This is a genomic window from Actinokineospora auranticolor (assembly GCF_002934265.1).
Taxonomy (GTDB): Bacteria; Actinomycetota; Actinomycetes; order Mycobacteriales; family Pseudonocardiaceae; genus Actinokineospora; species Actinokineospora auranticolor.
Genome location: NZ_PTIX01000008.1, coordinates 279,731 through 302,289 on the forward strand (window position 1 = coordinate 279,731; position 22,559 = coordinate 302,289).

The window sequence follows — 22,559 nt, forward strand, 5'->3', positions numbered from 1 at the left end:
CCGTCCTACACCGTCTGGTACGCGCGGATCACCGTCTGGGTCACGGAGTTGCCGTCCGCGTCCTTCGCGGTGATGCGCAGCGACACGAACCCGGGGGTGTTCGGGTTGCGCAGGAGCGCCGCGCCGACGCCGTCTCCACTGTGGATGGTGAGCGCGGGTTGCCAGGTCTTGCCGTCGTCACCGGAGAACTCGGTGCGCAGACCCGTCAGCTTCGACACCGGGGAACCGGGCTGGTGCTGCGCGTCGAGCCGGAACCCGTACAGGCGGCCCGCCGGTGCGCGCCCCTGGTCGTCGACCTCCGCGCTGACCCGCACCACCAGCAGCGGTGCGGGCGTGGGCGTGGCGGCACCCGCCTCGTGGAAGGTCCACGTGTAGTCGGCTGCGGTACCGATCACCGACCACGGCACGGACCGCTTGGCGGTGGTGTGCAGGGTGTAGGTGCCGGGTGAGTCCGGGATCGGGAACGCGCCGAAGCCGGGCAGGTCGCTGGTGCCGAGCACGGTTCCGTCGCGGCTGAGTTCGGTGGTGCCGGTGACCGCGGCGGCCGGGATGGTGAACTGGTCCGGGTCGCCGCTGGAGAGCGGGGCGAGGGCGACCGAGAGCGCGCCGTCGCCGCGCACCACGCCGAACCCGAGGTCGGCGGCGCCGAACGCCGGGCCGAGCGGCGCCCGGTGCCAGTGCGAGGTGTAGCGGCCCGGGGTGTACACCCGGTAGGACACCGTGTTCTCGGCGTCGGAGACGTCCGGCGGGAACAGCACACCCACGTGCAGCCACCGGACCGACGGCGACGCGGTGAAGTACTCCACGCGCGTGCCGGGCAGCGCGACCGGGTGGGGGTCGTAGATGGCGGAGTTCGCGCTGGGCGCGTCGATGTTGGCGTAGTCGGCGCGTTGGCCCTGGGTCGCCGTCCCCTGGAGGTAGTAGCGGGCGTCGACGCGGGCGAGGTCGCGCTTGCGCACGGTGAACTTGCCGTCGGGGATGGCTCCGTTGACCAGGAACGCGAGGTTGTAGATGGCCTCGTCGGTCGTGACGGTCGTGCGGTACGTCGTGAGGTAGGTGTGGTCGGTGACCTTCTTCGTCGGCACGGTGTAGAGCCGTTGCCCGGCCCTGGAGTACCAGCTGAGGGCGCTGGTGCGGTCCGGGGTGCCGGAGACCAGCGTGAGTTCACCGGTGACGAAGGTCGGCTGGGCGCCGTCGACCGTGGTGGAGACGGGTTGGCCCTTGGTGGCGTCGAGGGAGACCGAGGTGTTGCGGTCGACCACGACACCGCTCTGCGACAGCAGGGTGACGTCGTTCTGGTCCGAGAGCTCCAGGGCGTTGACGTCGTAGCGGCCCTTGGGCAGGCGGGCGATGCCGACGCCGTTGGTGAGCCGGACCGGCAGCGCGGCCCCGGTGTCGACGTTCACCGCCTTGACCACAGTGGACGCGCTCGTGCCGGTCCGGCCGCGCAGCCGGACCTCCAAGGCGTAGTTCTCGGTGTCGAGCACCGCGGTCACGGCGGTCTGGACCACGACGCCGTCGGCGGTCGCGGTGATCCGGCCGCCGCGCCTGCCCGACAGGCCCGCCGTGTTGGCCTCCACCGTGACCTGCGCGGTGCCGTGCGCGGGCACGACGACCTGGCGCGCGGAGGTGGTGAAGACCGGCGAGTCCGAGGCGAGGTTCAGCGTCACCGGGCGGTCGCCGTCGTTGCGGTAGGTCAGGGGTTTGCCGAGGCGCGTGTTGTGCGGCCACGGCAGGAACCCGAACGCCAGCCCGTTGTCCAGCGCGGTCACGTCCTGGGCGACGGCGCGGGCCGCGTCGACCCGACCCGCGCCCTGCTCGAACACGTCCGCCGTGGGCTTCGCGGTGCCGACGATGGTGGCCTTGGCCAGGTCCGGCGCCAGGCCGGGGCGGCGCTGGGCGAGCAGGGCGGCCGTGCCGGAGACGTGCGGTGCGGCCATCGACGTGCCGGACAGCGCCGCGTAGTGGTCGTCGACCGGCGCCTTGTCGCCCGCCGGGGTGCCCGTGACGCGCGCGGAGACGATGTCGCTGCCGGGCGCGGCGACGTCCGGTTTCACCGCGTAGTCCCGGAGCCGGGGCTGGCGCGGCGAGAACGGGCTGGTGGTGTCCTGTTTGGTCACGCTGCCCACGGCCAGCGCCCGGTCCGCGGCGGCGGGGGAGGTCACGGACGCCAGCGGGTCCGGGAGGTCGAGCGCCCGGTCGTTGCCCGCGGCGACGACGAACAGGGTGCCGTAGCGCGCGGAGAGGTCGTTGAGGGCGCGCGACACCGGGTCGGTGCCGTCGCTGTACCCGCTGCCGAGGCTCATGTTGACGATCCGGGCCTTGGGCGCGATCCACTCCATACCGGCGATGACCGCCGACTCGGGGCAGCCCTGCTCGGCGCACACCTTGCCGCTGAACAGTTTCGCGTCCGGCGCGACACCCTTGTACTTGCCCTGGGACGCGGCGCCCGTGCCGGCGATGATGCCCGCCACGTGCGTGCCGTGGCCGAGCTGGTCCGCCAACCCGGTTCCGGTGAAGTCGGCCTGCTCGACGACCTTGCCCGCCAGGTCCGGGTGGGCGCCGTCGACACCGCTGTCGAGGATGCCGACGGTGACGCCCGCGCCGGTGAACCCGGCCCGCCACGCGGTCGGCGCGCCGATCTGCGGGACGCTCACGTCGAGGGTCGGGCGGGCGGTGCCGTCCAGCCACACGGACGCCCGGGACGCGGTGAACCAGCGCCAGAAGCCGGTTTCCGGCCGCAGCGCGGCACCGTCGACGCTGGGCAGCGCCCGGACCGCGGTGGCGGGAACCGGTGCGCGCTCGGTGTTGTCGGTGACGATCAGCGGGGGCGGGGAGTCGTGGGGCAACCGGCGTAGATCGAACAGCCGGGGGTCCAACCGGCCCGCGTCGATCAGCGGCTGCGCGTCGGCCGGGATGAGCAGGTCGCCGTCCCGCAGGAACCCCATGTGTTCCCGTCCCACGACGGGTTCGACCTCCACCGCCGTCCGCCCACCCGGGCCGGTCACCAGCCGCACGCGGTCACCGGTGACCAGCGTGACCACCCCGGCGACCGCCTTCGTCCCGTTGGTCGCCGGGGTTGCGGCGTTCGCCGTAGCCGCGCCCACCGGGCACACTCCCGCTATGGACACCACGGCCACCGCCGCCGTGATCCGCCTTCGCCAAGCCATGTGAGATCTCCCATCCCCCGTCGTCCGAGATGTTCAGCAGTACCAGCGGCCCGCGCCGCCCGTAACCCGGATGGCGGGGAGGCGCGAGACCGGCTTCGCCGTTCTGCCAACGAGAGCGGCCGGTGATCGTTACTGTTCCCGCTACGGCTGGGTGGAACAGGGGGAGCGGCGTCGTGTTGTGGGCCTGGGTTGTCGTCTTCGTCCTGTTCTGCGCGCCACCCGCGTGGCTGATCCGGAGGGACCGGGTGCGGGCGCGAGCGCGGGGCCGGGACGTGGTGGACGAGCTCCGGTTGGGCCTGTTCGAGACCGCGCTGCTCACCGGCGGACCGGCGCGCGCCGTGGACGCGGTGGTCGTCGACCTGGTGGAGCGGGGCGCGCTGGAAGTCAACGACACCAACCGGATCTCCGTGACGGCCATACCGGAGGGCGCGACCGCCGTGCAGCGGTCGATCCTGGCGGTGGCCATGGACACCGCCGCCCGGCTGCCCGCCGTGCGCGCCTTCGTCACCTCCGAACACGAAACCGTTTTCGAGCGCGGCTGCGACCTGCTGCGGGACAACGGACTCCTGCACACCCAGTCCGGCGGCAACGGGAAAGTCCTGTACGGCTACCCGACCGCGGCCTCCGCGGTGGGGACCGCGCTGGTCATGGGGGTCGTCCAGCTGACGGGTGAGGACTGGCTCATCGACGCCAAAGGTCTGTGGTTCGCCCTGGCTTGCACGCTGCTCTTCGTCACCACCTGGACCCTGTTGTTCATCCGCTACGGCGCCCTGTCGTCGGACCCCCGAGGCCCACTCGGTCGCGCCTGCTCGAAGGTGCTCGCCGACCGGGCAGCCGACAACCCGGACCTGGCCCCCTGGACCGCCGTCCACGGACTGCCCACGAGCCCCACGACGGACTTCCGCGCCCGCTTGCGCGGCCACGCCACACCCGGGGCGTGGAAGATGCGCAAACCCCCCTCCACCGTGACCGACGTCGACGAGGACGTCCGGAAGCTGGCCGAGCGGCTCGCCCTGCGCGACCGGGGATGACCGATCCGACGAGTGACAGGGGTGTCCGGTGGCCTGGGCCTGGTCGATCGCGTTCGTAGTGGTGTGCGGATACCCCGCCGCACTCTTGTTCCTCGATCGGCGGTACTCCGTGGGACGCCCGCCCGAGGCGGTGGCCCGGCTGAACCTGCGCGTCGCCGACAGGGGATTGCTGTGCGGCGGTCCGGGCCGGGCCGTGGAGGCGGTGGTGGCCGATCTGCTGGATCGCGACGTCCTCGTCCTCGACGACGGCCACCTGCGGCCGACCGGGACCCCGGGAGAGCGGACGGGGTTGGCGCGGATGATCACCGAGACCCTCGCGGTGACCCCGATGCCGCTGGCGGAGTTGCGCGACCACGTGGTGGGCGAGCGCGCGAAGCACCTCACCGGCAGGTTCCGGCAGTTGGGCGTAGACGGTCTCGTCCACGCCAAACGCGAGCGGTTGGCGCAGGTGGGCTGGGGCGGGCTCGCCTTCCTGCAACTCGGCGCGGTCATCGTCTTGAGCTCGACGGGCAGCAGATTGCGCGATGACGACGACGTGTCGATCTTCCAGCAGGGCGGCGCGGCCCTGCTGGCCGCGCTCGTGCTGCTCGTCGTGCCGTGGGCGCTCCTGGGTGTGCGCACCGCGCGCCGCCTGCGCGACCCGCGCACCGCCCTCGGCCACGCCTGCTCCCGGGAGGTGGCCCGGCGCGCGGGGGAGACGCTGGACCTGGGCTCCCGGGTCGCCGCGTACGGTCTCGCCCAGCCCGATGCCGCCAGCCGGGCGCTGCTCGGGGACGCCGTGCCCGCCGCGTGGCGCGTGCCCCGGCCCCGCGACCGTCCCGACCGCGACGGCCACGTCGGCGCCCTGACCCGGCAACTGCTGCTCCTGCGCTTCCGCCCGGGCGTCGACGACGCCCTGCGCGACGGCTGACCGCCTGCTCAAGATCCGCTCAAGGACCGCTCTGGGGCGGGCCGCCATCCTGTGAGGCGCACCGCTCACCGCGGTGTCGCAGGATTGTCCGGCTCGGCGTGCGACGAAGGGGCGCTGGGGAGCCGGCGTGGTCACCGCCCCGCGACGCCGGTCGCGGGGCGGCACGCGCGCGGGCCGGGCGGCCGTCGGGAGAAAGGGAGGCACGTGGAGCACACCGAACCGCAGCCGTGGGTGGCGCCGGAGATCACCGAGTACGAGACGCCCATGGAGATCACCGCGTACGTCGCGCGACAGGACTGATCACCCGCGTGCGGCGGCGGTCGGCGTACCGCCGCCGCACCGGTCGGAGCCGCCGGAGGGGCCGAGCCCGTGCCGCACACCCCGGACAGCCGCGCGCTGTCCCGCGAGGAGTTCCTGGAGAGGCTGCGGGCGCTGTCCGCGCGCTACTGGAGCTCGCACCCGTTCCACCAGCGCATGCACGCCGGTGACCTGTCCCGCGCCGAGCTGCGCGCCTGGGCGGCCAACCGCTGGTGCTACCAGGACGCGCTGCCCCGCAAGGACGCCGCGATCATCGCCAACTGCCCGGTGCCCGAGGTGCGCAGGCTGTGGCTGGAACGGGTCGTCTACCACGACGGCGCCGTCTCCGGGGAAGGCGGACGGGAGGACTGGCTGCGGCTGTGCGCCGCGCTCGGCCTGTCCCGCGCGGAGGTCGTGGACGAGCGGCACGTCGTGCCCGGCGTCCGGTTCGCCGTGGACGCCTACGTGACCTTCGCCAGGACGCGCCCGTGGGAGATCGGGGTGGCCTCGGGTCTGACGGAGATGTTCGCGGGCCACCTGATGCGCCGCCGGGTCACCGACGTGCTGGCGCACTACCCGTGGATCGACCGCGCGGCCCTGGCCTACTTCACCACCCGCGTCGAGGCCGTGCGCGACGAGGGCAAGGTGGCCGTCGACATCGTGCTCACCCACTGCCGCACCCGCGAGCAGCAGGACGAGGCCATCGCGGCGCTGTCGTTCAAGTGCGACGTGCTCTGGTCGATGCTCGACGCGATCTCGGCATGCCCGCGGTGACCGCGGTACCGAGGCTGCGCCGCGGGGTGCGGCTCGGCTACGACCCCGTCCGGCAGTCGCCCGTCGTGCTGTTCCCGGAAGGCGTGCTGCTGCTCAACACCACCGCCGAGGCCGTGCTGAAGCTCTGCGACGGGCTGTCGTCGCTCGACGAGATCGTCACCGGGCTGCGCGAGCAGTTCACCGGGGTGCGGGAGGACCAGGTCGGCGCGGTGCTGGAGTTCCTCGCCGACCGGCATGTCGTGTCGTGGGAGGACGTGTGAGCGCCGATCCGCCGCTGGGCCTGCTGGCCGAGCTGACCCACCGCTGCCCGCTGCACTGCCCGTACTGCTCCAACCCGGTCGAGTTGGTCCGCCGTGAGCGCGAGCTGACCACCGACCAGTGGCGGTCGGTGTTCACCCAGGCCCGCGCGCTGGGCGTCTTGCAGGTCCACCTGTCCGGCGGTGAACCGCTGGCCCGCCGCGACCTGCCGGAACTGGCCGCGCACGCCGCCGGATTGGGTTGCTACGTCAACCTGGTCACCAGCGGCCTCGGGCTCACCAAGGAGCGGATGACCGAGCTGGCCGCGCGCGGGATCGACCACGTGCAGCTGTCCGTGCAGGCCGCCGACCGGCAGCGCGCCGACGCCATCGCCGGGACCCGGGCCGCCGCGCACAAGCGCTCCGCCGCCGAGGCGGTGCGGGCCGTGGGGTTGCCGTTGACGGTCAACGTGGTGCTGCACCGGGGAAACCTCGACGAGGTCGGCGCGATCATCGAGCTGGCCGAGGAACTGGGGGCCGACCGGCTGGAGCTGGCCAACGCCCAGTACTACGGGTGGGCGCTGCGCAACCGGGACTCGCTGATGCCGACCCGCGGGCAACTCGACGCCGCCGACACCGTGGTGCGCGCGGCGAAGGCCCGGTTGGCGGGGCGCATGGAGGTCATCCACGTCATCGCCGACTACCACGACAGCTACCCGAAGCCGTGCATGCACGGCTGGGGCGCGCGGCAGTTGACGGTGGCGCCGGACGGGACCGTGCTGCCCTGCCCGTCCGCGCACGTCATCTCCACCCTGACCTTCGACAACGCGACCACCCGGCCGCTGGCGGAGATCTGGTACGAGTCCGAGTCGTTCACCGCCTACCGCGGCGAGGACTGGATGCGCGACCCGTGCCGGACCTGCGACCGCCGCGGCGTCGACTTCGGCGGCTGCCGCTGCCAGGCGTTCCTGCTGACCGGCGCTGCGGAGAACACCGACCCGGTGTGCCCGAAGTCGCCGCACCACGGCGTGGTGACCGGTATCCTGGCCGATTCCGCGTCGCGCCAGGTGCTGGTCGGCGTGGCGGAGCTGGGATTCCGGATGCGGTCGGAGGAACGGTGAGGGTCGTCGTGCTGGGCACGGCCGCCGGTGGCGGTCTGCCGCAGTGGAACTGCGCGTGCGAACTCTGCGCGCGCTGCCGGGCCGGGGACGCGGACGTGCCGCCCCGGACGCAGGACTGCGTGGCGATCAGCGCCACGGGCCGCGAGTGGTACCTGCTCAACGCCTCCCCGGACCTGCGGGCGCAGATCGTCGAGACGGCGGAACTGGCGCCGGGGCCGGGAAGGCGGGAGACACCGGTGCGGGGCGTGCTGCTCACCGACGCCGAACTCGACCACGCCCTGGGCCTCGCCCTGCTGCGCGAGGGCCCGGACATCGCGGTGTGGGCGCCGAAACCGGTCGCGGGCGCGCTGGCGGACGGGTTCCCGGTGCGCGACATCGTGTCCCGCTACCACTCGTGGGACTGGCGGGAGGCGACCGGCGAGTTCACCGTCGACGACGGGCGGCTGGAGTGCGCGGCGTTCCCGTTGTCCGGCAAGCGACCCCGCTACGCCGCCGACGCGGCCGACGCGCCGGACTGGGTCGTGGCCTACCGCGTGCGCGACGCCGCGACCGGCGGGACCCTGGTCTACGCGCCGTGCCTGGCCGACTGGCCGCCCGGGTTCGACGAGTTCGTCGACGGCGCCGACCTGCTGCTGGTCGACGGCACGTTCTTCACCTCCGGCGAGATGTCGCGCGCCACCGGGAAGGACGCGGGCCAGGGCCGCATGGGGCACCTGCCGATCACCGAGTCGCTGCACCGGTTGAGCGGCGTGGGGTTCCGCGCTTATACGCACCTCAACAACACCAACCCGGTTGCCGACGCCGCGTCCCCCGAACGCGCCGAGGTGGCCGCCCGGGGCGCGCACATCCTCGACGACGGCGCCCGTTTTGACCTCTGAACGCACCGATCGCCCGATGTCGTGGGCCGTTCGGGGGCGGCAGCCTACGCCATCGCGGTGGTGATTTTCAGAGCCGGACGACGGGTTGTTCACCGGTCGTCACGGCGGCTTCACTTGGCCGGGTCGGGAAGGATTGGCCCGGTGGTCCCCTCGCGGTCGCCCGGCGTCCTGCTGCTCGGTCCTCCCGCGTCGCGTCCCGACGACAGCAGGGGTGACCTGTGCGGATCAGCGTCCTTGGCCCACTCACCGTGGGCTCCGAACTGGGCTCTTCGACACCGAAGGCGGCCAAGCAGAAGCGCGTCCTCGCGCTGCTGGTGGTGCGCGCCAACACGGTCGTGTCGACCGGGCAGCTCATGGAGGAGCTGTGGGGGAGCGAGCCGCCGGACAGCGCGACCGCCACCCTCCAGACGTACGTGGCGAACCTGCGCAAGTTCCTCGCGATGGTGTTGGGGCGGCCGCACTCGGTGCGCGACATCCTGTCGACCAGCCCCGGCGGCTACCAGTTCCGCGCGCAGCCGGGCGAACTGGACGCGGAGGAGTTCACCCTGCGGGCCAACCAGGGCATCCGCGCCCTGGCCGCGGGCCAGGACCAGCACGCGGCCGAGACGCTCCGCGCCGCCCTCGGCCTCTGGCGCGGCCCGGCGCTGGCCGACGTGCCCCCGGGGCGCCTGCTGGAAACCCACGTCAACCGCCTCGAACAGGCCCGCCTGGCGGTGACCGAGCAGCGGGTCGAGGCCGACCTGCGCCTGGGCAGGCACCACGGACTCCTGGGTGAGCTGACGGAACTGACCACAACGCTGCCCCTGAACGAGAACCTGCACGCGAAGTTCATGCTCGCGCTGTACCGCTCGGGCCGCCGGTACGAGGCCCTGTCGGTGTTCCAGCGGTTGCGGGAGACCCTGTCCGACGAACTCGGCCTGGTGCCGACGGCGTCACTGGAACGCCTGCACCGGGCCATCCTCCTGTCGGACCCGGTCCTCGACCTCCCCGCGGACCCCCGCCCCCGCACGGCCCTCGACAACCTCATCGGTTCCCTGTCCCACAACGGCACCACGGACTGAGTCGGCGGAAAACCGCTTCCTGGAACCGAGGACCGGGGTGCGCCGTCAACCACCTGTGACCGACGACGACAGAGGTGGGGCCATGGCCGATGGCGCGCTGACCCAGGCGGACCTGACCGCACAACGGGCAACGGACCGTTTGGAGGTCGGCCAGCGGCTGCTCGCCACGGCCGCGGCGGTCACGCTGGTGCTGGTGACGGTGATCCACTGGTGCCGCACCCCCAACACCTACCGGGTTGCCCGCACCTACGACCTGTGGGAGTTGGCCGAACGGGTCGACGGGTCGGTTTACGTGACCGTGGGCCTGCAACTCGTCTTGGCCCTGGCGACGTTCGTGGTCACGGTCCGCCAGGACGTCGGGTCGGTCGCCGTCAGGGTGGTCCCGATCGTGGCGACCCTGGCGGTGGCGACGGTGTTCTTGCCGCGCCTCACCGTCCCCGACAAGTACGAGCACTGGCAGTGGGGCATGGCGACCTGGGTGGCCGTGGTGGCGGCGATCACCGCGTCGTGGTCGACCCTGCGCAGGCGGGACATCCTGCGCGGCCGGTTCCAGACCGCTTGGTGGTGATGGCCTCGCTCGGGTCGATCCGAGTACTTCACCCCCGACAAGGCAGGCGGTCGTCCGGCACCGCCGCGCACCGGCCCGTGAAAGCCACCTGAACCACCGAGCGCGGTGGTCGGCAGGTCGCCGTAGGCGTCCACAGTGGTCCTGGTCGACGTTGCTGGTGCCCCGGTGTGAACCGTGCCCGTCGCCGCGGCTCGGGTGGTCGCGACCTGAGCGGCGCGTCCTCGTCGAGCCCGCCACCTGCCGAGTCGCTCGGCTCGCACCCTCCGCTCTCGTCGTCACCCGTAGGGGCACAACTGGCGAACGAGCCGCCGTACCGGGTGCTGGCGCTCCCCGATCGGCGCAACGCCGGTCGCGCTGCGTCATCGGCGGACCGAGGCCCGGTCAAGGGGGAGGACACCCACCCGTGTGAGGCCCTGGAACACGGTTGGCGCAATCGTCTGCCCTGCGTGTCCGTCATCCACCGGGCCCGGCAACCACGCAGCGTCCACCTTGTTTAGTCCTCGACCGACTCCCGGTTGGTCCACAGCGGACCTTTCGGCCCACTGACCGCGTGCGGTCGCCGCGCGCTCAGGCGTTCATCCGGCGGACACCTGACCGGCCCCTTGACCGTTCCGCACTCTGGGATCGACAGTTGTCCAATCCGCCCGAGCATCGGCGGAACCCTTCTCCAGCAACGGTTCCGCCTCCTGTCAAGAGTCGGGGCGCTGCTGCGACAGGAACAGGAGGCACGGATGAAGAAGATCAAGGTGCGCAAGGCGGGCTCGGTCCGCCTGACGACCGCCGCGACCCTCTACTCGGGCGGCTGCGGCGGGACCGTCATCCCCTGATCACACCAGGGCGCCCCGGTTCGCCGGGGCGCCCCCCGACCACACCGCTGAGGCGCCCGTGACCGCACCCGCGCTCGACCCCGACCGACCGCTCGCCCTGCACCCGCTGACCTTCCACGCCGACGGCGACGAGGTGACCGTCGGGCGCGCCGACATCGGGCTGTTCGGGGTGTTTCCCCCGGACGGCGCCGAGTTGTTGCGCAAGCTGGCGGAGGGGCTGACGCCCAACGCGGCGGCGGCCTGGTACGCCGACGAGTACGGCGAGACCGTCGACATCGGCGAGTTCCTCGAGATCCTCGTCGAGTTCGAGATGCTCGTCGGCGACGGGGAGGTCGTCGCGGCGGCCGTGCCCGTGCGGTGGCGCGGGTTGGGCAGGGCGCTGTTCTCCCCGGTGGCGCTGGCGGTCTACGCGGTCGTCATCCTCGGCGGTCTCGCGGTGATGATCGCCGTGCCCGGGGCGGCGCCGCACGCGCGGAACATGTTCTTCACCGAGTCGCTCGTGGTGGTGCAGCTCGCGCTGTTCTTCGGGCAGGTGCCGATGCTGCTCGCGCACGAGTCGTTCCACGCGCTCGCCGGGCGCAGGCTCGGCATCAACTCGTCGCTGTCGGTGGGTCGCCGCTTCTACTTCTTGGTCTTCGAGACGAAGATGGACGGACTGGTCGCCGTGCCGCGCAAGCAGCGGTACCTGCCGATCCTCGCGGGCCTGTTGGCCGACGGCGTCGTGCTCGGCCTGTGCGCGCTGCTGGCCGCGGCCGTCGGCGTGGGGCACCCGATCGGCCGGGTCGCGCTGGCCTTCGCGTTCGTCACGCTGCTGAGGGTGGTGTGGCAGTTCTACTTCTTCTTGCGCACCGACCTGTACTACCTGGTCTGCACCGTCCTGGGCTGCAACGACCTGCAGACCGTCGCCGGGCAGCTGCTGCGGCTCAAGGTCGACCGGCTGCTGCGGCGCGCGGGCACCCCGGTCGACGAGTCGTCGTGGCACCCGCGCGACCGCGAGGTGGCGCGCTGGTACGTGTGGCTGCTGGTCGCGGGCTACGCGTTCCTCACGCTCAGCGCGCTGTTCGCCCTCGTGCCCGCCGTCGCCTACGCCGTGGGGATCATCGCGGGCAGGCTCGGCGGCGACGCGACCGTCCTCGGCGTGCTCGACGCCGTGGTGTTCCTCGTCCTGACGATCGGCCCGGTCATCGCCGCCGCGGTGCTGGCCCGCCGGTCGCGCCGCGCCTGACCCCTGGAGGCACCGATGCCCGCTCCCGGCCACCACTGGGTCCGGCTCACCCGCCGGGTCGAGCCCGCCGACCTGCCCGCCCTGCTCGCCGAGCACCTGCCGGCGTTGGCGCCCGCGCTGACCGCGCCCGTGGACGCGCACCGCCGCCTGCGCGGCCCCTACACGGCGACGGGGACCCTGCTGCGGACCGTCGTCCCCGACGCCGCCCCGGACCTGGTGCGCAGGCACGAGATCGAGCTGTTCTCGGCCGCGCCCGAGCTGCGCGAAACCGTCGCCGACGCCCGCGAGACGTTGACCTCGCTCGCGGTTCCCAAGGAGCGCACCAGGTTCTACTCGCGGGTCCGCACGCAGCGGATGGCGCACGGGATCGTCGAGTTCCTGCACGCGCACCTGGCGGGCACCGGGCCCCGGTCGTTGGTCGTGCTCGCCGCGGCGGCCGACCGGACGGACCTGGAGTTCCTGTCCGCGTTGGTGCGCCGCACGGACCCCGCGGTGCTGACCGTGGTCGTGTGCGACACGGGGGAGACCCCTGGCGAGCCGCTGGCCGCGGATCTGGCCGAGTACGCCACGTTCCACGAGGTGACCGCGCGGCCCGTGGAGTCCACTGTGGACGCTCGGCTGTTCGTCGCGGCCGACTGCGTCTCCGACGACCCCGGGGTATTGGCCGCCTACGAGCGGCTCTCACCCGCCGAACGAGCCGACCTGCACGACCGGCGCGCGGAGGAGCTGGAGGCGCGCGGGGAGTTCTCGCTGACCCTCGGTGCGATCGCGTACCACCGCGAGCACGGGTCGGACCCGTCCGAGACGGGGGCGGACGCGCTCGCGCACGCGTTGAACCGCTGCCTGGACATGGGCTACTACCACGCGACCATCGAGTTCGGACGGCGTGGCCGCGCGGTCGTCGACATCTCCGACATGGCTCGTTGGTGGGTCTTCACCACCAAGATGACCACGTCCTTCGCCGCGCTCGGCCGCCCGCGCGAGGCGGAGGCGCTCTACGCCGAGGTCCTCGCCGCTTCCCAGGACCCGGGCGTGCACCTGCAGGCCTGCTACGCGCTCGGCATGCTCTACACGCGCCACCACGAGGAAGCGGACCGCGACCACCTGCGCGCCAAGGGGTTGATGAACCAGGCCGTCGCCCTGGCCCGCCTCTGCTACAAAGGCGCCGACCGCGTGTTCCACACCGTCTTCCAGCGCAACGGCCTCGCCTTGGTCGAGGCGCACCTGGGCAACCCGCAGGAGGCGCTGAAGCTGGTGAGCGAGGGCATCGAGGAGATGGACGCGGAACTCGGCGCCGACGAGCACGCCCTGCACCGCTCGGTGCTGGTCCACAACCGCGCGCAGGTGCTCACCGGACTCGGACGCCTGGACGAGGCCTTGGCGTGCTACGACGAGGTCATCTCCCGCGACCCCAACTACCCCGACTACCACTTCGACCGCGGCAACCTCAACCAGCGCCTGGGACGCGAGGCCGAGGCGTTGGCCGACTACGAGACCGCGATCCGCCTCGGGCCGCCGTTCCCCGAGGCCCAGTACAACCGCGCCGAACTGCTGTTGCGCCGGGGTGACGACGAGGCGGCCCTGGCGGGTCTCACCTACACGCTCACCCTCGAACCCGACCTGGTCGACGCCTTGGTCAACCGCGCTGGTCTGTACCTCGACCTCGACGACCTCGACGCCGCCCGCGCGGACGCCGAGCAGGGGCTGCGCCACGACCCGGACAACGCGCACCTGCACGCCGTACTCGGCCAGGTCCACAGCGCCCTCGACGAGCACGCCGAGGCCAGAGCCGCCTTCGACCGCGCGCTGGCCACCGACCCCACCCTCGTGACGGCGCTGGCGGGCCGCGCCACCGCCGCCCACGCGTTGGGCGACCCGGACCAGGCCCTGTCCGACCTCGACACCGCCGTGGCCCTCACCCCCGACGACCCGGCGCTGCGCTTCAACCGAGCGTTCCTCCACGAGTCCGCCAACCGCCCCGCCCTGGCGGTCGCCGACCTCCTCGCGGCCCAGGAAGCCGACCCCGACGACGAGGACATCGCCGAAGCCCTGACCCGCTGCCAGGCGCTCGTCCCGGCGTAGCCGCCCGGTGTCGGGTCAGATGCCGCCGCCGCACCCACCGCACCCACCGCCGCAGGCGCCGCCCAACCCCGGGGGATCCGACCGGGAACGCGCCGCGGCGGCGCGCTCTCGTTCGCGTTCGCGCCTGCGCTCTCGCTCGCGCTTTCGTTCGCGCTCAAGTGCGCGAGCGCGCTTGAGCTGACGTTCACGCGCGCGCTGCTGGGCCGCCTGCGCCTCCTTCACCCGGACGACGGCGGCCCAGATCTCCGCGGCCTCGGTCCGCCGCCTCTTGTCGGTCCACGCCTCCAGGCCGTAAACGGCCACGGACAACAGGTCGTTGTGGCGGAGCGGATAGCCTTTCGTCCTCATCGGGGTGAAATGCCGAATCCGGTCCATGACGTACTCGGGTATGCGAGTCCTGGTCGCGGGCAGGTCCCGGTACCACAGCCACACGGCCCCCCAACTCACCGAACCGACGCCGAGCAGCCAGTAGGCGCCGAGGTGGTGCGTGCCGGTGACGAACGTGTCGACGATGGCGACCAGTGCGGCCAAGATGGCCACCGGGATGGGCCAGTGCGCTCTGCCCGCACGGGCGAGCTGCTCCTCGGTGCGCCAGATCCCCCTACGCACCAGGGACTCCTCGACCGCGCGCGTGGTTTTCGGCGAGACCGAGTAGTCACCGTCCGGTTTGTCGCCGAGGACGACGCCCGGCACGGTGCCCCCAAGCGGGTTCGGGCGGTCTGAAGTGGTCTGGGTGGCCTTGCCGCGCTTGGAGACCTTGTTGTCGACCTGCCAGACGACGTTCATCAACTCCATCCGGTCGCGACCCCCGACGAGCCGGGCCACCTCGTAGCCGCTGAGGTCGTCGAGGTCCACCTTGCCGCGCCCCACCGCTCGGGGCCACCACCAGCGGAGCAGGGCCGCGGACCCCGCGGTGACGAGCAACCAGCCCCACGCGACGCCGAGGTACCACCCGCTCGGCACACCCACGATCGTCCCCACCGACACCCCCTCGTGGCACGGCCGCGATCGCGGCCGTGCGGGAAGTGTCCGTCCAGCCCGGTCCGCCCGGGGCCGATCCACGCGGGTTCACCTGGTTGGCCCGCACGCGAACGGATCCGACGACTCAGTCGGTGATGTCGAGGAGTTCGGCCACGTCGTCGTCGGCCCGTCGCCGATGTCGAGGTGGGACACCCTGGCTGAAGGTCAGCACGTGCAGCGCGAGGTCGTCGGCGTCGGGTTGCCCGAGCGCCTCGAACTGGTGGCGCAGCCAGTCCCGGAAGACGCCGAACACGGCGACGGCCTACACCGGGCGAGTTCCCGAGACCGAGACGAGCGGGTGGGACCAAGCGGTGAACTCGGGGTTGTCGAGCAGGGCGTAGAAGTCGGTCAGTTGCCGGGTCGATACGCCGTCGGCCAGCAGGTGTTCGGCCGCCTGCTCGACGTTCACGCGGTAGAGCCGGATCTCGTCCGCACCACCGCGCCACAGGACGGTGCGGGTGCGGACGTCCACATCGCGCAGGCCACGGTCGACGAACTCCTCCGCCAGCGACCGGGCCCAGTCGAGACCGACTCCCCGGGCGCGCAGGAAGCGAAGAAACGGCAGGTGCACGGCATCGAACGCCGCCCGATGGGTCGTCGAGCGCGTCGTCAGGGGGTGCTCGAGGTCGAACTCCTCCAGGACGAGCTTGCCGCCCGGTCTGAGGCTGGAGACCAACCGGTCGACGACGGCGTGCCGTTGGGGCAGGTGGATCAGCACCAGGCGGGCGTGGATGAGATCGAAGTCCGTCGCGGGTGGCTCGTCGCGCACCACGTCGTGCTCGCGCACGGTGAGGACGGGGCCGTCGCCGCTCAGCCACCGGGTGTCGATGTCGGTGGCCAACACGGACCCGCCAGGACCGACCCGGTCGGCCAACCAGCGCCCGATACCCCCGTCGCCGCACCCGATCTCCCAACACTTCCACCCCGGCCCCACACCGGCCGCCGCGAGCGCGGCGTGGCTGTCCGGGTCGAACACCGCCAGCGAGTCGAACCGGGTCCGGTTGCGGGGATCGGCGTTGTCGAACACGTACTGGTTCACCTGGTCTCCGATCGGTCTGGTCGGTGGTCGAACCCCACTACCAGGATCTCGGGCGGCGCAAGCGGGTCCGCCGCTCGACCTGCCGGAGTACGCCGGACCTGGTAGGAAGCTGAGAAATCCGGCGTTCGGACACTTTTCGGGCCGCCGACACGTTGACCAGGCACAACGACCGCGGGAGGAGCGGGCATGGGACTCATCGGCACACTGGTCGGCTATGCGCTCACGGCGTTCATCCTGCTGCTCGTGGCCAGGATGATCCTGGACTGGGCGGCGCTGGCGGGCCGGGGACCGGCCTGGGTCGGCCGGGCCCGGGCGTTCACCCGCGCGACGACGGAACCGGCCATCGCGCCGGTGCGGCGGGTGGTGCCGCCGGTGCGGGCCGGGGGGATCGGCTTCGACCTGGCCTTCACGATCGTCTTCTTCGTCGCGCTGGTCCTGCGGTCGATCGCCTTCGCGCTCTGACGGCCGGTCAGGCGCGCGGGGCGGGCGCCCACGAAGTGCTGAAGGCGGCCCACAGGACAGGGGAGTGGACCGGGTCGCCGGTGGCCTCCCAGCGCGTGGCCTGGTCGCGTTGCCACGCGTTCAGGGCGGTGACGGGATCGGGGGTGGCGGTGGCGGCGTCCACCGCGACGACGACGTCCGGCAGCGCGGGCGTCCCCGGGTGACCGGGGACCAGGTGGGCCATGCCCGAGTCGGTGGGGAGCGTCCACCGGGTCGAGACGACGTACTCGGCGCCGCCGCGGACCAGCGCGGCGACGAGGCCCGCGGGTTCGGCGAAGCGGGTGTCGCCGCCGCTCTCGCAGGCGATGAGAGCGACCCGGTTGGGGAAGCGCCAAGGGGCCAGGGCCAGGTCGGCGGCCGTAAGCGGGCGGTGGGCGCCGATGGGGCGGGCTTGGCCGGGCGTGTCCGCGGTGCAGCACAGGTGCAGGCGGGCGTCGAGGGCGTGGTCGCCGGTGGTGACGTGGCCGACGTAGAGGAAGCGGGCGGCGTCGACCAGGGCGGATTGGAGGGTGGCGCGGTCGAGGTCGTCGCGGCGCAGGCCGTGGGCGGCGGCGAGGGCGTCGAGCGGAGAACCGGGAGCGACGGGGCCGAGGACCGAGCCGAGCGCGGAGGCGTCGGCGAAGCCGGGGACCCGCGGGTCGAGGACGCCCACGACCGTCCCCTGCGGATCGAAGGCGGACACCAGGCGCCCGGGTGCGTTGCGGACGGTCGCCGGGGGCAGCACCGAGACGTCCGCGCAGTGCACGGTTCGCTGGCCGACGTCGACGCGCAGCGCCTCCCAGGGGACGCGCGCGGTCGACGGGGAGGGCCGGATCCGCAGGTGCGGGCGGGCGCCTTGGGTGATCACCGCGTTGAGTTCGGTCGCCAGCCCGTGCGGCAGCAGGGTCCGGGACAGCAGTTCCGCCAAGGCGATCTCACGGTCCCGGTCGACCAGCGGACCCTGGGTGAGCGCCCGCGTCAACGCCTGCTCGGCGGTCTCGCCCGGGAGCGGCGACGGGGTGGCGGCGGCCAACTCCGCCAGCGCGCCCTGGATCAGCTCACGCGGCAGCACGAGCGCCCGGGGCTCGTCGAGCGCGTGCTCCCAACGCCACGAGAGGTACAGGTCGCCCGCGTCGACCATGGTCAACTGCACGGTCGGCGCCGTCACCACGACGCCACCACGGCGGTCGAGCGCACCGGGAACCCGTAGCGGCGTTCCGCCTCATCGATCCAAGCGTCCAACGGAGACGGCGTCGCCGGGTCGATCCGCACCCGGGGCGGAAGAGTGAAAGCCGTCGTCGTCTCGGGGACGGGAAGGGTGAGCAGCTCGTCGCGGGGCAGATCGGCGTGCGCGGGCTCCAGCGAGACCGTCGCGGCGAGGTGGTCGATGTAGGCCGCGACCAACACGACGTCACCGAGGCCGCGCAGCGCGGTGAACGCCGCGCGGGTGGCGGGCTCGGACGCGAGCGCGACCCAACGCTCCCGCAGCGGACCGTGCGGGAACCGGCCGCGCGCCGCCTCCGCCGCCAGCGCCGCGGGCAAGGCCAGGTCCAAGGCGCGCAGGCACAGCTCGCGCCGCCGCGCGCCCTCGACGGTCGACGCCCACCGCACCAGGCCGTCGGCCCGCCACCACGCCACGCCCAGCGCGACGTGCCACAGCCCGGCTCGGGTCGCGACCTCGGTGGCGGCGGCGTAGCGCTCGTCGGCGCGGTCGAACACGCCCAGGGCCGCCCAGGCCCCGCCCTGCACCTGGTAGGTCGCCACGAGGTCCACGGGTCCCGCGTCGGCGCCGAGCGCGGCGAGCACCCGGTCCAGCGCCTCGAGGGCGTCGTGCGGGCGGCCCCGGCTGATCGCGACGGCCGCCCGGCCGTGCAGGCTCACGGAGAGGCCGCGCGTGTCACCGGTGACCAGGAGCAGGCGTTCGGCCTCCTCGTAGCGCGCCTCCGCGAGGTCGTTGTCGGCGGCGAGGTACGCGAGGCGGGCCTGGCTGAGCAGCGCGGTGATCTCGGACTCCCGGTCGCCGGTGGCGGCCGCGAGGTCACGGGCGAGGTCCAGGTGCGCCGCGCTGCCCGCCGGGTCGCCGGTCGTGCCCGCGATCTCGGCGAGGACCAGGTGGACGGACGCGGCCAGCTCGGGCGCGGTGGCGTAGGCCGCTTCGAGCGCGGTCTCCGCCGCTGCCGCCGCCTCGGCGAACTGCCCGGTCGACGTCAGGAACGCCGCCCGGATGGCGTGCGCGGCGGCGATGTCCTCCGGATTTTCGGGGATCACCGTGATCTCGGTGTCGGCCGCCCACCGGGGCGGCGTCGGTTGGATCACCGTCGACCCGCGCGGCGTTCGGTGATGGTCGCGGTCGGCGTGTCGACCCTCGACCGGGCGTAGGCGATGATCGCGGCCCGGCGCTCGCTCGCGTCGGGATCGGGCTGGGTTTCCGCGAAACCCGCCGCGTAGACGGTGAGTACGCGTCGCGCGGGAGGGGTGAGCAGCACGGTCGGCGGGACGGCCACTCGTCCGGTGATCCGACCGAGGTCGTCCACGCCGTCCAGGGGTAGTTCGACGTCGCCGAAGCGGGCCGACAACCGGGGGCGAGGCGCCAGGCCCGGCGCGGGAAGCACGGTGACCTCCAAGACCGTGCCACCCGGCTCCCGTACGACCGCCCATTCGGCTCCCGCCGCCGCGTCGACCACGCCCGCGGGCACCGCCGCCCAGTCGACCGGCGACACTCCACTAAGGACGGAAATGGTGCCCGTCCGGTCGGAACCGCCCGCCGCCAAGGCGAACTCGGACCGACTCGGCGCGGCCACGGGTTCCGGCAAGGCGACGCCGTGGTCGTCGGCCAGCTCGGCGAGACGAGCGGCGAGCGCGGCGACCTCCGGGTCCACGGCGATGTCCGGCAGGGTGGCGACCGCGAGGGCACGCGCGGTGGCGTCCTCGTCGTCGAGCAGGTGCTCCACGGCGGCGGTCGCGACCGCGAGTTCCGCGTTGAGCAGGACCGGGTCGACCGCAGGCACGCCCGCGACCGATGACGCGGGCCACCACGCCTCGACCCACCCCAGGTGCGCGAGCAGGGCGCAGGCGTCGCGAACCGGCGACTCGTCTTCCCGCGCCGTCACGGATTCCGCGCCGCCCAACAGTTCCGCCGCGACCTCGGGTCCGTAGACCTCCCACAGCCAGTCGGCCGCGCGCACCGGGTCGTACACCCGAGCCGCCGGGAACACAGCGCCGGAAAGGACGTCCCAGGCGAGCAACGCGCCCCGGCCCTCCACCAGCGCCGTCCGCTCGGGGTGCGGCCACTCGCCGACGTCCACACCGGACTCGACTCGACGCGCGCGCAGTGTCTCAGCCATGTCCGTCCCGCTCGTCGAGCCGCTCCAGGGCGGTGCGCAGCCGGTCGCGCTGGTCGAGGATCACCGACCGCAGGACCCCGTCGAGCAGGTCCCACACCTCGGTCGCCACGACCGTGCTGTCGACCAGTTCCCGGCCGTGCAACCGGACCCACAGCCGCCGCAGGTACGCCTCCCGCACACCGTGCACGTCCGCGTGCACACCGTCACCGGGCATCCGGCGCGCCCGGTGGACGTACGCCTCCCGCTCCCAGCGCGTCCGCAGCTGCGCCGCGGCCCCGGCGGCGGGTGGCCCGACGAGCCCGGCCGCCGCCGCGCGACCCAGCAGCATGGCGACCCGGCCCGGCTCGGCGCCGAGCTGCCACGGCGCGGCCGAGCGGGCGATCTCGCGGCGCACCAGGTCGGGCACGTCGGCCAGCGCGTCGCGGCGGGCGGCGTCGGTGAGCGGGGCGAACAGCCGCTGCACGATGGACCGGTCGAACGGCTTGGGCAGCGCGTTCTTCGACGCCGCCGCGCCCAGCTCCGGCCGGGTCGGCAGCTCCCGGTCGGTCAGCCCGTCGGCGGCGGCCACCCCCGGCCGGTGCAGGTCGGCGGCGCCCCGCGACCCCGCGAGGTCGGTGACCAGCTCGGCGAAGACCGCGGCGTCCGGCCTGGTCACGCAGGTGGCGAGGAACCGGTCGGGCAGCACGGAGCCGCCGTCGGGCCCGGCGGCGGGCAGCGCGGCCCACGCCGCGTCGAGCATGCGCAGCAGCGCACCGACGTTGACCGGGTCCGTCACGTAGTCGCGCAGGCCCGCCACCGTCGGCCCGGCCCGGTCGTGCACGTCGGCGAGCAGCTCGTCCGCCTCGGCCACGGCCCCCGCGCCCGGGTCGCCGAGCGTGGTCGCCAGCTCGAAGCAGCGCTGGAAGTAGAGGTCCTGCGGGTTGCCCTCGGTGATGCCCGCCTTGCGCCGCCGCTTCTTGACCAGCAGGAACCACGCCGCCGTCGCGGCGAGCACCGGACCGGCCGCGGCGATCCGGTCGCGCAGCTCCTCGGCGTGCGCGACGTCCACGGCACCGGCCGCGAACCGCGGGTTGAGCACCGGGCGCAGCACCAGCGGGTCCAGGATCAGCTTCACCGTCCTGGCCAGCGGTCGCCCGGACGCGTTGCCCAGCGGCGCCACCGCCGGACCCAGCCGCGACCACGCCTCCGCGATCAGCAGCCCCCGCGGCAGGGTGACCCCGGCCTGCTCGGGGGCGACGCTCGCGCGCGGGCTGCTCACCCGCCCGAGCCTAGTCGGTCGCAACCTCTGAGCTGCCCGGACGCCCTTTTCTGTGATCGGTAGGGACGGGCGTCGCGACAGTCTTGTGCCACACCGACAACGGACCGCCACAGGGAGCACCCGATGTACCACACACCGCAGCCGTCGACCTTCGCGAGGGCGCGCCGCCGACTGCGGCTGCCCCTGGTGCTCGGGACGCCGATCGTCGCGTTCGGCGCCCTGTTCTTCGGGGTCTCCTACGCGGCCAGCCCCGAACCCGACGTCGACATCGAGCCGGGCATCGCCCTGGCCACGGTGGACGGTCGCGAGGTCGTGCTGGTGCCCTACGGCCGCCACGGCGCCCGGGGCATGTTCCAGCTGATGACCAAGGACATGTTCCAGGCCCGGGTCGCCGCCACCGACGCCGCGACCGGCGAGGTGCTGTGGGACAAGCAGGTGTCCGACGCGCTGATCTGGGACGCGACCGTGCTGGCCACCGGCGACAAGTACGCCTACCTGACCACCGACACCGGCCTGCTGGTCTTCGACGTCCACACCGGCGACATCGTGGCCAAGGGCGACGGCGTCGAGGGCCTCGGGTCGGCGTTCATCGCCGCGCCGTCGGCCTACGGCTACGACGCCGAGAACCGCAGGGTGATGGCGATGACCGCGGCGGGCGCGGTGGTCGCGATCCCGCTCGACAACCCGGTCGCCGCCCCGGTCGACCCCGCCACCGCCGACGCCTGGACGACCCGCCTCGCGGCGAACGGCCGCGGCCGGTCGACGCCGCGGATCAGCGCGTCCGAGGCCGCGCTCGGCGGGGGAGTGACGGTCGAGGCGCGCGAGCGGCCCAACGGCGCACCGGGCAAGGTCCTCGTCCGGGTCGGCGAGGACGGCACCGAGACGCCGGTCGGCAACACGGTGTTCTTCGACGGCTCGCTGGTGGTCGGCCCCGCGCCGTCCGACGGGACCGCGCCCGCGGTGGGGGCGGGCTCCGGGTACGTGCTCGTCCGCCACGACCGCTCGGTCAACGACGGCGGCACCGCGCTCAGCGCCGTCTCGCTCGACAGCGGCGCGGTCACGAGCACCCTCCCGCTCGGCTCGAACCCGACGGCGGTCGACACCGGCGCCGACGGCACGGTCGTGGTGTCCACCGGCGACTCCCTCGCCGTGCTCACCACCGGCGGCAAGCTCACCGAGCTCACCGTCGGCGCCACCGACTTCTTCGGCTCCCCTTCCTAGTCCCCCGATCCCTTTCC

General features: G+C 73.3%; 21 protein-coding genes. 13 read left to right on the plus strand and 8 right to left on the minus strand.

Annotated elements, in window-relative coordinates; genetic code table 11:
- Positions 1-5 precede the first annotated feature (5 nt).
- A complete protein-coding gene (locus CLV40_RS17235; protein WP_104479942.1) occupies positions 6-3,170 on the minus strand; it encodes a S8 family serine peptidase in 3,165 nt (1,054 codons plus the stop codon).
- Positions 3,171-3,343: 173 nt separating this feature from the next.
- Between CLV40_RS17235 and CLV40_RS17240 the strand changes: the two genes are divergently transcribed.
- From CLV40_RS17240 to CLV40_RS17290, 11 genes are all read left to right on the plus strand, one after another.
- Positions 3,344-4,201: a TIGR04222 domain-containing membrane protein gene (locus tag CLV40_RS17240; RefSeq protein ID WP_181043561.1), complete on the plus strand. Its 858-nt coding sequence runs from the start codon at positions 3,344-3,346 to the stop codon at positions 4,199-4,201.
- A 109-nt stretch (positions 4,202-4,310) separates the two neighbouring features.
- Positions 4,311-5,111: a hypothetical protein gene (locus tag CLV40_RS17245; protein ID WP_146108076.1), complete on the plus strand. Its 801-nt coding sequence runs from the start codon at positions 4,311-4,313 to the stop codon at positions 5,109-5,111.
- Positions 5,112-5,315: 204 nt separating this feature from the next.
- Positions 5,316-5,411 (plus strand): pyrroloquinoline quinone precursor peptide PqqA, encoded by a 96-nt coding sequence (gene pqqA / locus CLV40_RS17250; protein WP_181043562.1) that lies wholly within the window; start codon positions 5,316-5,318, stop codon positions 5,409-5,411.
- A 69-nt stretch (positions 5,412-5,480) separates the two neighbouring features.
- Positions 5,481-6,182 carry a pyrroloquinoline-quinone synthase PqqC gene (gene pqqC / locus CLV40_RS17255; RefSeq protein ID WP_104479945.1) on the plus strand — a complete coding sequence of 234 codons (702 nt, stop codon included), beginning with the start codon at positions 5,481-5,483 and terminating at the stop codon, positions 6,180-6,182.
- Positions 6,170-6,442, plus strand: a complete 273-nt coding sequence (gene pqqD / locus CLV40_RS17260) for a pyrroloquinoline quinone biosynthesis peptide chaperone PqqD (RefSeq protein WP_104479946.1) — start codon at positions 6,170-6,172, stop codon at positions 6,440-6,442. Before pqqC ends, pqqD begins: the two co-directional genes overlap by 13 nt.
- Entirely contained in the window at positions 6,439-7,539 is a 1,101-nt protein-coding gene (pqqE, locus tag CLV40_RS17265; protein ID WP_104479947.1) for a pyrroloquinoline quinone biosynthesis protein PqqE, read from the plus strand. Before pqqD ends, pqqE begins: the two co-directional genes overlap by 4 nt.
- Positions 7,536-8,417 (plus strand): pyrroloquinoline quinone biosynthesis protein PqqB, encoded by an 882-nt coding sequence (pqqB, locus tag CLV40_RS17270; protein WP_104479948.1) that lies wholly within the window; start codon positions 7,536-7,538, stop codon positions 8,415-8,417. The genes pqqE and pqqB overlap by 4 nt, the downstream gene beginning before the upstream one ends.
- 218 nt (positions 8,418-8,635) lie before the next feature.
- A complete protein-coding gene (locus CLV40_RS17275) occupies positions 8,636-9,478 on the plus strand; it encodes an AfsR/SARP family transcriptional regulator (RefSeq protein ID WP_104479949.1) in 843 nt (280 codons plus the stop codon).
- Positions 9,479-9,560: 82 nt separating this feature from the next.
- Entirely contained in the window at positions 9,561-10,046 is a 486-nt protein-coding gene (locus CLV40_RS17280; RefSeq protein WP_146108077.1) for a hypothetical protein, read from the plus strand.
- An 885-nt stretch (positions 10,047-10,931) separates the two neighbouring features.
- The gene (locus CLV40_RS17285; RefSeq protein ID WP_104479951.1) at positions 10,932-12,098 is read left to right on the plus strand and encodes a hypothetical protein; all 1,167 of its coding nucleotides are present in this window, start codon (positions 10,932-10,934) and stop codon (positions 12,096-12,098) included.
- A 15-nt stretch (positions 12,099-12,113) separates the two neighbouring features.
- Entirely contained in the window at positions 12,114-14,180 is a 2,067-nt protein-coding gene (locus tag CLV40_RS17290; protein ID WP_104479952.1) for a tetratricopeptide repeat protein, read from the plus strand.
- Between the two features lie 15 nt (positions 14,181-14,195).
- Here the strand turns inward: CLV40_RS17290 and CLV40_RS17295 are convergent, their stop codons facing one another.
- The 3 genes from CLV40_RS17295 to CLV40_RS17305 all read right to left on the minus strand — a co-directional run bounded on the left by CLV40_RS17295 (position 14,196) and on the right by CLV40_RS17305 (position 16,239).
- A complete protein-coding gene (locus CLV40_RS17295; RefSeq protein ID WP_146108078.1) occupies positions 14,196-15,161 on the minus strand; it encodes a DUF2207 domain-containing protein in 966 nt (321 codons plus the stop codon).
- A gap of 124 nt (positions 15,162-15,285) precedes the next feature.
- The gene (locus CLV40_RS38945; RefSeq protein ID WP_219824010.1) at positions 15,286-15,453 is read right to left on the minus strand and encodes a hypothetical protein; all 168 of its coding nucleotides are present in this window, start codon (positions 15,451-15,453) and stop codon (positions 15,286-15,288) included.
- Between the two features lie 9 nt (positions 15,454-15,462).
- Positions 15,463-16,239, minus strand: a complete 777-nt coding sequence (locus CLV40_RS17305; RefSeq protein WP_104479954.1) for a class I SAM-dependent methyltransferase — start codon at positions 16,237-16,239, stop codon at positions 15,463-15,465.
- 186 nt (positions 16,240-16,425) lie between these two features.
- Here CLV40_RS17305 and CLV40_RS17310 point away from each other — a divergent pair, with 186 nt between their 5' ends.
- The gene (locus CLV40_RS17310) at positions 16,426-16,701 is read left to right on the plus strand and encodes a YggT family protein (protein ID WP_104479955.1); all 276 of its coding nucleotides are present in this window, start codon (positions 16,426-16,428) and stop codon (positions 16,699-16,701) included.
- Positions 16,702-16,708: 7 nt separating this feature from the next.
- Here the strand turns inward: CLV40_RS17310 and CLV40_RS17315 are convergent, their stop codons facing one another.
- Genes CLV40_RS17315 through CLV40_RS17330 form a run of 4 tightly spaced genes read right to left on the minus strand, consistent with a single transcriptional unit; the run spans position 16,709 to position 21,321 of the window.
- Positions 16,709-17,887: a CHAT domain-containing protein gene (locus CLV40_RS17315; RefSeq protein WP_219824011.1), complete on the minus strand. Its 1,179-nt coding sequence runs from the start codon at positions 17,885-17,887 to the stop codon at positions 16,709-16,711.
- Positions 17,884-19,035: a tetratricopeptide repeat protein gene (locus CLV40_RS17320; protein WP_104479956.1), complete on the minus strand. Its 1,152-nt coding sequence runs from the start codon at positions 19,033-19,035 to the stop codon at positions 17,884-17,886. The genes CLV40_RS17315 and CLV40_RS17320 overlap by 4 nt, the downstream gene beginning before the upstream one ends.
- Positions 19,032-20,063: a hypothetical protein gene (locus CLV40_RS17325; protein ID WP_146108079.1), complete on the minus strand. Its 1,032-nt coding sequence runs from the start codon at positions 20,061-20,063 to the stop codon at positions 19,032-19,034. Before CLV40_RS17325 ends, CLV40_RS17320 begins: the two co-directional genes overlap by 4 nt.
- Positions 20,056-21,321: a hypothetical protein gene (locus CLV40_RS17330; protein ID WP_104479958.1), complete on the minus strand. Its 1,266-nt coding sequence runs from the start codon at positions 21,319-21,321 to the stop codon at positions 20,056-20,058. Before CLV40_RS17330 ends, CLV40_RS17325 begins: the two co-directional genes overlap by 8 nt.
- A 123-nt stretch (positions 21,322-21,444) precedes the next feature.
- Here CLV40_RS17330 and CLV40_RS38080 point away from each other — a divergent pair, with 123 nt between their 5' ends.
- A complete protein-coding gene (locus CLV40_RS38080) occupies positions 21,445-22,542 on the plus strand; it encodes a PA2928 family protein (protein ID WP_181043563.1) in 1,098 nt (365 codons plus the stop codon).
- Positions 22,543-22,559 lie beyond the last annotated feature (17 nt).